Annotated in this window: 11 protein-coding genes; 3 read left to right on the top strand and 8 right to left on the bottom strand. The window is 69.6% G+C overall.

The window, feature by feature from the left end; all coding sequences use genetic code 11:
* Positions 1-158 precede the first annotated feature (158 nt).
* Positions 159-827 carry a TIGR04211 family SH3 domain-containing protein gene (locus tag ACTJJX_RS22430; RefSeq protein WP_003104779.1) on the top strand — a complete coding sequence of 223 codons (669 nt, stop codon included), beginning with the start codon at positions 159-161 and terminating at the stop codon, positions 825-827.
* An 83-nt stretch (positions 828-910) separates the two neighbouring features.
* Here ACTJJX_RS22430 and ACTJJX_RS22425 read toward each other — a convergent pair whose 3' ends face one another.
* The 6 genes from ACTJJX_RS22425 to ACTJJX_RS22400 are packed head-to-tail and all read right to left on the bottom strand — an operon-like array spanning position 911 to position 7,011.
* Positions 911-1,972, bottom strand: coding sequence for a 2,3-butanediol dehydrogenase (locus ACTJJX_RS22425; protein WP_223656448.1), 1,062 nt, complete (start codon positions 1,970-1,972; stop codon positions 911-913).
* A gap of 43 nt (positions 1,973-2,015) precedes the next feature.
* Positions 2,016-3,128 carry an acetoin dehydrogenase dihydrolipoyllysine-residue acetyltransferase subunit gene (locus ACTJJX_RS22420; protein ID WP_003104784.1) on the bottom strand — a complete coding sequence of 371 codons (1,113 nt, stop codon included), beginning with the start codon at positions 3,126-3,128 and terminating at the stop codon, positions 2,016-2,018.
* Positions 3,125-4,144, bottom strand: a complete 1,020-nt coding sequence (locus ACTJJX_RS22415) for an alpha-ketoacid dehydrogenase subunit beta (RefSeq protein WP_003104786.1) — start codon at positions 4,142-4,144, stop codon at positions 3,125-3,127. The genes ACTJJX_RS22420 and ACTJJX_RS22415 overlap by 4 nt, the downstream gene beginning before the upstream one ends.
* A gap of 32 nt (positions 4,145-4,176) precedes the next feature.
* Positions 4,177-5,151 (bottom strand): thiamine pyrophosphate-dependent dehydrogenase E1 component subunit alpha, encoded by a 975-nt coding sequence (locus ACTJJX_RS22410; RefSeq protein ID WP_003112998.1) that lies wholly within the window; start codon positions 5,149-5,151, stop codon positions 4,177-4,179.
* A 22-nt stretch (positions 5,152-5,173) separates the two neighbouring features.
* Positions 5,174-6,214, bottom strand: a complete 1,041-nt coding sequence (locus tag ACTJJX_RS22405; RefSeq protein WP_003112999.1) for an ATP-NAD kinase family protein — start codon at positions 6,212-6,214, stop codon at positions 5,174-5,176.
* Positions 6,211-7,011 (bottom strand): SDR family NAD(P)-dependent oxidoreductase, encoded by an 801-nt coding sequence (locus ACTJJX_RS22400; protein ID WP_003104791.1) that lies wholly within the window; start codon positions 7,009-7,011, stop codon positions 6,211-6,213. Before ACTJJX_RS22400 ends, ACTJJX_RS22405 begins: the two co-directional genes overlap by 4 nt.
* A gap of 331 nt (positions 7,012-7,342) precedes the next feature.
* Between ACTJJX_RS22400 and ACTJJX_RS22395 the strand changes: the two genes are divergently transcribed.
* Positions 7,343-9,220, top strand: coding sequence for a sigma-54-dependent Fis family transcriptional regulator (locus tag ACTJJX_RS22395; protein ID WP_003104795.1), 1,878 nt, complete (start codon positions 7,343-7,345; stop codon positions 9,218-9,220).
* A gap of 204 nt (positions 9,221-9,424) precedes the next feature.
* A complete protein-coding gene (locus tag ACTJJX_RS22390) occupies positions 9,425-10,036 on the top strand; it encodes a LysE family translocator (RefSeq protein WP_003118186.1) in 612 nt (203 codons plus the stop codon).
* On the opposite strand, the gene ACTJJX_RS22385 is transcribed toward ACTJJX_RS22390, so the two are convergent.
* Positions 10,023-10,913 carry a LysR family transcriptional regulator gene (locus ACTJJX_RS22385; protein ID WP_003093500.1) on the bottom strand — a complete coding sequence of 297 codons (891 nt, stop codon included), beginning with the start codon at positions 10,911-10,913 and terminating at the stop codon, positions 10,023-10,025. The genes ACTJJX_RS22390 and ACTJJX_RS22385 overlap by 14 nt on opposite strands.
* Before the next feature lie 95 nt (positions 10,914-11,008).
* A partial coding sequence (locus ACTJJX_RS22380) for a TolC family protein (RefSeq protein ID WP_034080906.1) occupies positions 11,009-11,906 on the bottom strand: 898 nt, incomplete at its 5' end.

Genomic DNA, 11,906 nt, shown 5'->3' with positions numbered 1-11,906 from the left:
AGCGCTGTCTGTCAGCCGTCGGCCCAACCGGGCCGGGCGCATGGCCCTTGGCCATGCGGTAGCCCCGCCCCGGTCGCGCGCTTGTCCATAACAATTCGACTGGCCGGCTTTTTCGCTCCCCTTTGCGGGTTTCGTTCTCTCGCCATGTGAAGATTGCCATGTCCCTATCCCGTCGCATCCCCGCCGCTCTTTCCCCGTTCCAGAACCGCGTCATCGGAGCCTGCCTGCTCGGCGGCCTGCTGGCGGCCGGCGCCCCGGCGCAGGCCGAGGAGGCGACCGGCAACGCGCGCTGGGTGAGCGACAGCCTGACCACTTTCGTGCGCAGCGGCCCCACCGATGGCTATCGCATCGTCGGCACCCTCACCTCCGGGCAGAAGGTCGAGCTGCTTGGCACCCAGGGCAACTACAGCCAGGTGCGCGGCGAGAACGGCAGCACCGTGTGGATTCCCAGCCGCGACTTGCAGGAGGTTCCCGGCCAGGCCGAGCGCCTGCCGCAACTGGAACAGAAGGTGGCCGCCCTGACCGCCGAGCTGGACGGCATCAACGACACCTGGAAGACCCGCGTGCAGGGCATGCAGGAAACCCTCGACACGCGCAAGAAGTTGATCGACGAATTGCAGGCGGCGCGCAGCAACCTGGACGCCGAGCTCGGCAAGGCCCGCTCCGACCTGCGTGCGGTGCAGGCGCAACTGGGCGACGAGAACAAGCAGGTGCTGATGCGCTACATGGTCTACGGCGGCAGCATCGCCGGCGCCGGCCTGTTCGCCGGGCTGATCCTGCCGTCGCTGCTGAGGGTGCGGCGCAAGCGCAACGACAAGTGGTTCTGAGCCTCCGCCCGCGTCTCTGCGTTTCGTAAAGCAAGCCCCGCCGGCCGCGGGGCTGTGTCGCAAGCGCGACAAGGGCTGAAGCGTCAGCCGCCCGGCGAGACGATGATCTTCACGTTGTGCTCCTTGTTGTTCACCAACTCTTCGAAACCGCGCTCGACGATTTCTTCCAGGCCGATGCGACCGGTCACCAGCGGTGCGATGTCGAGGCGGCCGTCGGCTATGAAGGCGATCACGTCGGCGAACTCGCCGTTGTAGGCGAGGGCCCCGAGCAACTGCTTCTCGGTGGAAACCAGCTCGAAGAAATTGAATTCACTGGGCTCCTCGAAGATTCCCACAAGCACGCATTTGCCGGCCTTGCGGATGGCATCGATGGCCAGCTTGGCGGTGTGCTTGTTGCCGATGCATTCGAAGCTGACGTCGGCGCCAAGCCCGCCGGTGAGGGCGCGGATTTCGCCTAGGGCGTCGCACCGCGAGGGGTCGAGCACCTGGCTGGCGCCGACCTCCAGGGCCTTGGCCTTGCGCGCCGAGGACATCTCCAGGGCGATCACCTGTGCCGCGCCGGCGGCGCGCGCGCACATGATGGTGCACAGGCCGATGGTGCCGGCGCCGACCACCACCACGTTCTGCCCGAGCAGGCTGCCGGCCTTCTTCACCGCGTGCATGCCCACCGCCAGCGGCTCGATCAGCGCGCCGGCCTCGCTGGGAAATCCGGCCGGCAGGGCGTAGAGCAGGTTGGCCGGTACGTTGACGTATTCGGCGAAGGCGCCGTTGTTCATCAGCCCGGTGAAGGCCAGGTTCTCGCAGATGTTGTACAGCCCATGCCGGCAGTAGTAGCAGGTGCCGCAATGCTGGCAGGCGTCTGCGGCGACCGCCTGGCCGACGGCGAAGCTGGTCACGCCGTTGCCGAGGCGGACGATTTCGCCGCTGAACTCGTGGCCGAGGATGCATTGATCCTTGAGGCCGGTGAGCGGGTGCGGCGCCTCCACGGGGATGAATACCGGGCCGGCCAGGTATTCGTGCAGGTCGGAGCCGCAGATGCCGCACCAGTGCACGCGGATCTGCACCCAGCCGGGCGGCGGCTCGGCCGGGAGCGGCACGTCTTCCACGCGGATATCGTGGCGGCCGTGCCAGACGGCGGCGCGCATCGCCGCGTTGGCTTGCGGGGAACTGTTCATGTCGGTCGTCTCCTCAATGCTGGCGGAGGAAGTCGAGCAGCAGGCGGTTGACCTGCTCGGCGGCTTCCATCTGCACCATGTGCGCCTGTCCGTGAATGATCTCCACCTGGGCTGGCAGGCCCTCGGCATGCCGCGCCGGGATGATCGCGTCATCGCTGCCCCAGATCGCCAGGACCGGCTGGCGGCCCTCGCTCGCCACGGCACGCAGGTCGTTGCGCTGGCGACCGTCGGCGAACAGGTTGTCCAGCAACTGGCGCAGGGCCGCATCGACGCCTTCCAGGCGCTTGTAGCGGAGCATGTCCTCGAGCATCTGCCGGGTGACCAGCGCGGGGTCGGAGAACAACTGCACCAGTTGCGGCTTCAACGCGTTGCGGTTGGCCGCCTCGACGAAGCCGCGCAGGTAGTCGCCGTTGATCTCCTCGCCGAGGCCGGCGCTGCCGATCAGGCTCAGCGACAGCACCCGCTGCGGCGCCAGGCGCGCGCAGTTCAGCGCCACCGCTCCCCCCATGGAGTGACCGGCCAGGTGTACCTGTTCCAGGTCGAGGTGGTCGAGCAGGGCCAGCACGCTGCCGCTGAGTTCATCGAGGTCGCCGCGCACCAGGGCCTTGCCGGACTCGCCGTGGCCCGGCAGGTCTAGAGCGATCACCCGCCGCTCGGCGGCCAGCGCCTCGTGGTTGAACAACCAGTTGTTCAGGTCGCCACCGAAACCGTGGATCAGCAGTAGCGCCGGATCGCCCTCGCCGCGGTCGAAATAGCGCAGGAGGCGCCCGTCCAACTCGACTTTCCGCGGTGCCGGTCCGCTATCCCCAGCGTCCTCGTCGGCGGGTACGAATTCGGCCTGGAAGCGTTGCACCAGTGCGTCGATCTCCTCGTCGCTCGCCTCGCCCTCGACCACCACGCCGAGCAGCGCGCCGACCGCCAGGGTCTCGTCCTCGCGCGCCACCTTGCGCCGCAGCACGCCCGAGAAGGGCGCCTCGACGCTGCTGGAGATCTTGTCGGTCTCCACGTCGAGCACCTCGTCGCCTTTCTCGATATGCGCGCCCTCTTCCTTGAGCCAGGCGTCCACCCGACCCTCGGTCATCGACAGGCCCCACTTGGGCATGGTCAGTGTATGGATCCGGCTCATGCCGCGTCCCTCCCTTCCAGGGCCTGGCGCACGGCTGCCTCGATCTTCGCCGCGTCGGGGATGTAGAGGTCTTCCAGGGCGTCGGAGAAAGGCACCGGCGTATGGGGCGCGGTGACCCGGCGGATCGGCGCGCGCAGCGCGGAGAAGGCCCGTTCGGCGACCAGCGCGGCGATGTCGGTGGCCATCGAGCAGCGTGGGTTGGCTTCGTCGACCACCACCAGGCGGCCGGTCTTTTCCACGCTTTCGAGAATGCTGTCCTCGTCCAGCGGGCTGGTGCTGCGCAGGTCCAGTACTTCGCAGGAGATGCCCTGGCGCGCCAGGCTGGCGGCGGCGTCCAGCGCCAGGTGGACCATGCGGCCGTAGGTCACCAGGGTGACGTCGTCGCCGTCGCGGAGGAAGTTCGCCTCGCCGAAGGGTACGCTGTACAGCTCCTCGGGTACCTCGCCCTGCATCGAATAGAGCAGCTTGTGCTCGCAGAAGATCACCGGGTCGTTGTCGCGGATCGCCTGGACCAGCAGGCCCTTGGCGTCGTAGGGCGACGACGGGCAGACCACCTTGAGGCCGGGGATGTGGGTCCATAGCGAAGTGAGCATCTGCGAATGCTGGGCGGCGGCGCGCAGGCCGGCGCCGACCATGGTACGGATCACCAGCGGGGTGACCGCCTTGCCGCCGAACATGTAGCGGAACTTGGCGGCCTGGTTGAGGATCTGGTCCAGGCAGCAACCGGCGAAGTCGACGAACATCAGTTCGCACACCGGGCGCATGCCGCGGGTGGCGGCGCCGACCGCGGCGCCGACATAGCCGATCTCTGACAACGGGGTATCCAGCACACGGCCGGGGAACTGGTGGTAGAGGCCCTTGGTGACCCCCAGCACGCCGCCCCAGGCGTCGTCCTCGCCGGGCGCGCCGGCGCCGCCGGCATTGTCTTCGCCCATGATGAAGACGCTCGGGTCGCGGCGCATTTCCTGGGCCAGCGCCTCGTTGATGGCCTGCTGGTAGCTGATCTTTCTCGCCATGATGGTTCTCCTCGTTCTTGTTTTCGGGCGGCTCAGGGATAGGACACGTAGACGTCGCGCAGCAGGTCGTCCGGCTCCGGCTTGGGATCGTTCTTCGCGCGCTGCACGGCATCCTCGATGCGTGCCTCGACCTCGGCGTCGATGGCGTCCAGGTCGCTGGCGGAGAGCAGGCCGGCGTGGCAGGTGCGTTCGCGGAACTGCTTGAGGCAGTCGCGGGTTTCCCGGTAGTGCTTTACTTCGTCGGGGTCGCGGTAGGTCTGTGCGTCGCCCTCGAAGTGTCCGTAGTAGCGGGTCAGCTTGACTTCGATCAGCGACGGCCCCTCGCCGGCGCGGGCGCGCTCGATGGCGGCGCCGGCAGCCTCGTGGACGGCGAAGAAGTCGAAGCCGTCGACGGTCACCCCGGGCATGCCGAAACCGGCGGCGCGGTCGGCGATGTGGTCGCAGGCCACCGACCAGTTGGCCGCGGTGGCCTCGGCATAGCCGTTGTTCTCGGCGACGAACAGGCACGGCAGGTTCCACACCGAGGCCAGGTTCATCGCCTCGAACACCGCGCCTTCGTTGGAGCCGCCATCACCGAAGAAGGCCACCGCCACCGCATCGCTGCCTTTCAGCTTGGCCGCCAGCGCAGCGCCGGCGGCCAGCGGCGCGCCGGCGCCGACGATTCCGTTGGCGCCGAGCATGCCTTTCTCCAGGTCGGCGATATGCATGGAGCCGCCCTTGCCCTGGCAGACCCCGGTCTTCTTGCCATAGATTTCCGCCATCATGCCGTGCACGTCTACGCCCTTGGCGATGCAGTGGCCGTGGCCGCGATGGGTGGAGGCGATGCAGTCGTCGTCGCGCAGGTGCGCCATCACGCCGGCGGCGGAGGCCTCCTCGCCGGCGTAGAGGTGGACGAAGCCGGGTATCTCGCCCGTGGCGAACTCGACGTGCAGGCGTTCCTCGAAGGCGCGGATGGTGCGCATCACGCGGTAGGCATGGAGCAGTTGGTCGGTGCTCAGAGTGGACATCTTGTTGTTCTCCAGGTTGTCTTCACGGGGTCATCGGGGTTCGCTGGCCGGCCAGCAGGCGATGGCGGGCGGCGTAGGCGAGGGTGGCCGGCACATCGACGCTGAACGGGCCGGAAGGGTCGAGGGTGATGCTCGGGCGGTCGGTGGCGCTGAACTCGATCTCGCGCTCTCCGTCCAGCGCCAGGGTCCCGCTGGACAGGCTCGGTGCGTGGGCCACGCCGGGTTGCAGGTAGCCGGCGGCAGAGACCCCGCAGCCCACCAGCAGGCCCGGCGCCAGCGGCACCAGCAGGCTCTCGCGGGCGTCCGGATGCAGGCGCATCCAGGCGCCGTGGGGCTCCTCGCGGCTCACCGGCGACCACAGTCCGCAAAGCGCCGAAAGGCCGATGGCGTGGGGTTCGGCGAAGCTGACGAAGACTTCGGCGAGGTCTTCGGCGCGACTGATGGCGCGGGCGCCGATGAACGGCTGCGGCGACACCGCGACGTCCACCAGCGCCCACTCGCAGAGCCCGCGGCGCGGCTCGCGCACCAGCAGGCGCTTGTTGCGTCGCAGGCCGATCTCCGGCGGCACCCGGTTGCTGGCGCAGAGGCCGCCGGCGAGCCCCGCGCCGGTGGCTTCGCGCAGCTCCGGGAAAGCGTTGTTGGTCCCGGTGGACAGCGCCAGCAAGGGGACGTCGCCGACCTCGGCGGCCACTGCCTTGTGCGTGCCGTCGCCGCCGAGCACGGCGATCAGCGCCACGCCGCGCTCGACCATGCGCCGCGCCGCCAGGCGGGTATCCTCGACGCTCTGGCGCAGCGGCATGTCGAGGAACTCCAGGAACGGCCAGTGGCCGTCGCGGGCCTGGCGGGTCTGGCTGGCCCGGAGCACGGCGGCGGCGATGCCGGTCATGTCCGGCGGCAGCAACGCATGGCGGATGCCGGTGGCGCCGAAGGCGGCGAGCAGGCGTTGCACCACCGATGCCTTGTCGGTGCTGGAGTGCAGCCCGGCATGGGCGGTGAGGCGACGCAGGTCGCGACCGGAGGCCGGGTTGGCGATGATGCCGACGATCGGCGAGGGCGGGGTCATAGCGAGAATCCGCCGTCGACGGCGATGGCCTGGCCGGTGACGTGCGGCGCGCAGGCCAGGTAGACGACGAGCTGGCCCATGTCTTCGACGGTCTGCGCCTCGCCCTGGGGCAGCAGGCTGGCCTGGTGGCGTTCCCAGGACTGCGCCTCGCTTTCGCCGGCCTGCCGCCAGCGGCCCGACAAGCCGTCCTCGCCGCGCCACATTCCGGTGCCGACGATTCCCGGGCAGAGCGCGTTGACCGTCACCCCGTCGCGCGCGACCTCCTTGGCCAGGGCATTGCTGAAACCGATCACGGCAAACTTCGAGGCACAGTAGTGGGCGAGGTCGGGGAGACCGACCTTGCCGGCGATCGATGACAGGTTGACGATTCGCCCCCAGCGCTGCGCCTGCATCAGCGGCAGTTCGGCCTGGCAGCAGAGGAACACGCCGCGGGCGTTGACGTTCATCACCCGGTCCCAGTCGGCGAGGCTGAGTTCGGCGACCTTGCGGATGCTGATCACCCCGGCATTGTTCACCGCCACGTCGAGCCGGCCGAACTCCGTGGCGACCCGCTCGACCATCGCCCGGACGCTGTCGCCGTCGCTGACGTCGACCCCAAGGGCCAGGCTGCGGCGACCGAGGCTGCGGATCGCGGCGGCGGTTTCCTCGGCGACCTGCGGATCGAGGTCGGCCACCGCCACGTCGGCGCCGGCGCGCGCCAGGGCGAGGGCGATGCCCCGGCCGATGCCGCGTCCGGCGCCGGTCACCAGCGCGACCCGGGAAGACAGGGAGAAATCGTCGGACGACGTAGCGTGCATGCTTCACCTCTGATTGTTCTTGTAGGTGTATGCGGCAGGGCGTTGGGAGGAGCGGACAGTCCGCCCTGCCGTCGCCGTGGCTGGAGCAAGGCCGATGCCAGGTTGCGGCGTGGCGGCCGGAAGGCCCGTCGTAGAGCGCCGGCATGGGAAGGCCGGCGACCGCCGGGGCGACGTCCGGCGAGACAACCCATGTCATCGCGCACGGGTTCCCGGCGAGACGCTGAGACGCTCCGTCTCAGTCGTCGGCTGTGGCGGCCCGGCGCTTGTCGAGGGTCGCCGATGGGCGCTTAATGGGCGGCACAACAACAAGATGCCGAGCAACGGAGGCCCCATGCTTTCCGCACACTCGAAGGACCATGTGGACTGTGTCAGCCGTGTCCTGAGGAACGCCGCGCGCCTGCCGCAGGCGCCGGTGCCGACGCCGATCCTCGACTCCTGGCGCCGCTCCATGGAGCAGCACCGTCTCGACCCGGGGTCCCTGCAAGGGCCGCGGATTCTCTCGCAGACCCTCCTCGACGAATGTCGCGAGCGTTCCGAACTGTTCCTGCGCATCGCCAGCGAAGAGGTGGCGCGACTGCATGGACGGGTGCGCGATGCCGACTACTGCGTACTGCTCACCGATGCCCAGGGGCGGACCATCGACTACCGTGTCGAGTCGACCATCCGCAACGACTGCCGCAAGGCCGGGCTGTACCTCGGCACCTGCTGGTCGGAAGGCGAGGAGGGCACCTGCGGGGTGGCCGCCGTACTCACCGACAGGACTGCGGTGACGGTGCACAAGCGCGATCACTTCCGCGCCGCCTTCATCGACCTGACCTGTTCCGCGGCGCCGGTCTTCGATCCGCAGGGCGAGTTGCTCGGTGTGCTCGACGTTTCCGCCGTGCAATCGCCGGACGACCGCCGTAGCCAGCATCTGATCCGGCAGATGGTGGCGCAGAGCGCGCGGGAGATCGAGAACGCCTTCTTCATGCACAGCGCCCAGGGCCATTGGGTGCTGCGCGCGCACCGTGCGCCGGGCTACGTCGACAGCCAGCCGGACTACCTGTTCGCCTGGGACGCCGATGGGCGCCTGCTGGCGTTGAACCCGGCGGCGCGGCACTACCTGCGGCAGCGCCTGGGGCAGGTGCCGAGCCACATCGGCGAGGTGTTCGACCTCGACGCCCTGCACGCCGCCGCCGACCAGGCGCCGTGCCTGCTGCGCGGCCAGGCCGGCGAGCTGCACGTGCGTCTCAGCGCGCCGCGGGCCAAGGCGCGGCGGCTGGAGCGCGAGGTGCCCGACGACGCTGCGCTCGACCCGCGCATCGCCGAAAGCCTGCGCCTGGCGGTGCGGGTCAAGGACCGCAACCTGCCGGTGCTGATCCAGGGCGAGACCGGCGCCGGCAAGGAGGTTTTCGCCCGCCAGTTGCACCAGGCCAGCGCCCGTCGCGACAAACCCTTCGTCGCGCTCAACTGCGCGGCGATTCCCGAAAGCCTGATCGAGAGCGAGCTGTTCGGCTACGTTGGCGGAGCCTTTACCGGCGCGGCGGCGAAAGGGATGCGCGGCCTGCTGCAGCAGGCCGATGGCGGTACCCTGTTCCTCGACGAGATCGGTGACATGCCGCTGGGCCTGCAGACCCGCCTGCTGCGCGTGCTGGCCGAGGGCGAGGTGGCGCCGCTGGGGGCTGCGCGCCGGCAGGCTGTGGATATCCAGGTGATCTGCGCCACCCACCGCGACCTGGCGGCGCTGGTGGCGGCCGGCGGCTTCCGCGAGGATCTCTACTTCCGCCTCGGCGGCGCCCGCTTCGAACTGCCGCCGCTACGCGAACGCAGCGACCGGCTGGCGCTGATCCGGCGCATCCTCGACGAGGAAACCGCGCACTGCGGCGTACGCATCGAACTCGGCGAGGCAGCCCTGGAATGCCTGCTCGGCTATCGCTGGCCGGGCAATGTCCGCCAGTTGCGGCATGTGTTGCGCTACGCCTGCGCGCTGTGCGGCGGCGCCACCCTGCAACTCGCCGACCTTCCGGCAGAGCTGCGTGGCGAAGGCCGGACACCGGCCAGTGCGTGCGAGAGCGGCGGCGGTCCGGAGCGCGACGCCCTGCTCGACGCCCTCGTGCGGCATCGCTGGAAACCCATGGCCGCGGCGCGGGAACTGGGTATCTCGCGAGCGACCCTGTATCGGCGGGTGCGCCGGCATGGCATCCGCATGCCGGGCCAGGCGGACGACTGAGGTGCGCCGGCGGCCGGCGCAGTCGTCAAGCGCGGAAAATCAAAACCAGCCTTGAGCCTTGCCCCGTTAATGCCGGTGGGCTTTCCCTGTAGCGTTCCGGGCAGCGGCGCAACCCGTTCGGTCGCGCCCCGCCAGGAGCCTACGGAGGAAACCCATGCCCGCCCCGCACCAGCCAGCCCGCAATCCGACCGGGGAGTTCGACCCATGCCGCTAGCCCTGCTGCTCGCCATGGGCGCGTTCTCCCTGAGCCTGTCGATTTCCCCCGGTCCGGTGAACCTGACCATCGTCGCTTCCGGCGCCAACCATGGTTTCCGCCGGACCCTGCCGTTCGTCACCGGCGCCACCCTCGGCTTCGTCCTGCTGCTGGCCTTCATCGGCTTCTGGTTCGTCCGCGCGATCGAGGCCTACCCGCGCTTCTTCGACTACCTGGGGATGGCCGGCGCGGCGTTCATCGCTCATGTGGGCTACCGCATCGCCACCGCGGATCCACGCCTGGCCCTGGAGGAAAACGGGGTCCCCGGGTTCTTCCAGGGCGTGCTCCTGCAATGGCTCAATCCCAAGGCCTGGATCGCCTGCGCTTCCGGCGTGGCCTTGTTCGCCAGCCCGAGCACGCACGCGCCGCTGCTGGTCTTCATGGCCATCTACCTGGTGGTCTGCTACCTCTCGCTGGCCGCCTGGGCACTGCTCGGTGACCGCGTGGCGCTGCTGCTCGACAGCCCCCGGCGGGTGCGCCTGTTCAATCGGGCGATGGGCGGCACCCTGGTGCTGACCGCTGGCTACATGCTCTACCTGCAGCTCGCCGCTAGCCCGGATTGAAGGCCTCGTAGAGGCGATTGATGAGGGTATAGGCGATGCTGCTGGCGGGTACGTTGGGCGGCCACACCGCATACACCTTCAACGGCTCCAGGCGCCATTCCGGCAGCACCGCGCGCAACTCGCCGCGGCGGATCGGCTCGTCGCTCAGGTAGGTCGGCGGCGCGGCCAGGCCGACGCCGAGGCGGGCCAGGCGGCAGGAGGCTTCGACGCTGTCGACGCGCACCCGCGGGGTGTAGTCGACGCGTACCTCCTCGTCGTCCCGCGCATGACGGAATAGCCGGCTGTCGGGGCGCATGCCGAGCCCGATCCATTCCAGCCGCTGCAGGTCGCGCGGGTGTTCCAGCGGCGCGTGCCGGGCCAGGAATGCCGGTGCCGCCACTACCTGGCGCGGCAGCAGGAACAGGTGACGGGCCTTCAGCGAGCTGTCCGGCAGGTCGCCGATGCGGAAGGCGATGTCGATGCCGTCGCCGATGATGTCGTGGCGGCTGTCGTCGCAGGCGATGCCGAGGTCGAGGTCGGGATGCTCCTCGATGAAGGCTGCCAGGTGACGGGTGAAGTCGCCGTTGACGAACACCGCGGGCATCGAGATGCGCAGGCTGTTGCGGGTCGAGACGGCGCGCTGGCGGAACTCGATGAAGCCCTTCTCGTAGAGTTCCAGCATGGAGCGGGCGGTGTCTAGCAACTGCGTGCCGTCCTGGGTCAGCGACAGCTTGCGGCTGTTGCGGTAGAGCAGCGCACGGCCCAGGTTCCGTTCCAGCCTGGACAGGTGCAGGCTGGCGGTCGCGGCGCTCAGGCCCAGCGCCTCGGCGCCGCCGGAGACGGAGCCGGTCTCGGCGATCTTGGCGAATACGATCAGGTAGCGGATGTCGTCGATCATGCGGTCTCTCGTCGCAGGGGCTGGGTGCATCCTGCGCGATGGCGGCCAGCCGGACAAGCGCGAGAGGTAGAGAGCGGCGGCGCTTCCCGGGCTTTTCAGCGCAGGCTCCAGAAGCCCAGGCGACCGAGGCTCGCCGCCAGTCGCAGGCGCGAGGTCTGCCAGTTGCCGAGGGCGCGGATGTGCTGGTCCTCGGCGCTGGCGTAGGCGGTCAGGGCGTTGAGCAGCTCGATCATGCTGCCGACCCCTGAGCGGTAGCGGCCCTGCACCACCTCCAGGCTTTGCCGCGACTGCTCGACCAGTTCGCGGGTGCGCGCCAGGCTGCGGGTCTCGACGCTGAGCGACTGGTAGTTGTTCCACACCTCCAGCGAAACCTGCTGCTCGGTGTCGGCCAGCTCCGCTTCGCTGGCTTCGCGGCGGGCCAGGGCGTTGCGGACCTGGTAGGTGCGTTCGAAGCCTTCGAACAACGGGATGTTCAGTTGCAGGCCGATGCTGCGGTCGCGTTCGCGGGTATCGCCGTTGAACGCCATCGCCTGGTCGCTATGGCTGCGTGCCAGGTTGGCGCTCAGCGCCAGGCTCGGCCGGCCGGCGGCGCGGCTTTCCTCCACCGAGGCGGCGGCGGCTTTCAGCCGCGCCTGGGCGGCGAGCAGCGCCGGATGCTCGCGGCGGGCTTCGGCGAGCATCTCGTCGATGGCCTTGACGAAGCCGGTGTCGGGTTGCGCCTCCAGCTCGCCGGAGAGGCGCAGCGGGGTATCCGGCGCCAGGCCCATGCGCAGGGCGATGACGCCGAGGGCGTTGCTCAGGGCGCCTTCGTCGCGGACCTGGGCGAGGCTCGCCTGGGACAGCGCGGTCTGCGCCTGCAGGCGATCGGAAAGGGCGGCGGCGCCGGCCCGGTACTTGGCGTCGGCGGCTTCCAGGTTCTGCGCCGCCAGCTCCGCGACCTGCCGCGAGGCGGCCAGGCTGCGCTGGGCGGCGAGGGCGTCGTAGTAGGCCTGG

Origin of the sequence: Pseudomonas sp. 22490, assembly GCF_052044465.1 — a bacterium.
In the GTDB taxonomy this organism is placed as follows: domain Bacteria; phylum Pseudomonadota; class Gammaproteobacteria; order Pseudomonadales; family Pseudomonadaceae; genus Pseudomonas; species Pseudomonas aeruginosa.
Note: the sequence above shows the minus strand (reverse complement) of the source record. Positions and strands in the feature narration are given on the sequence as shown.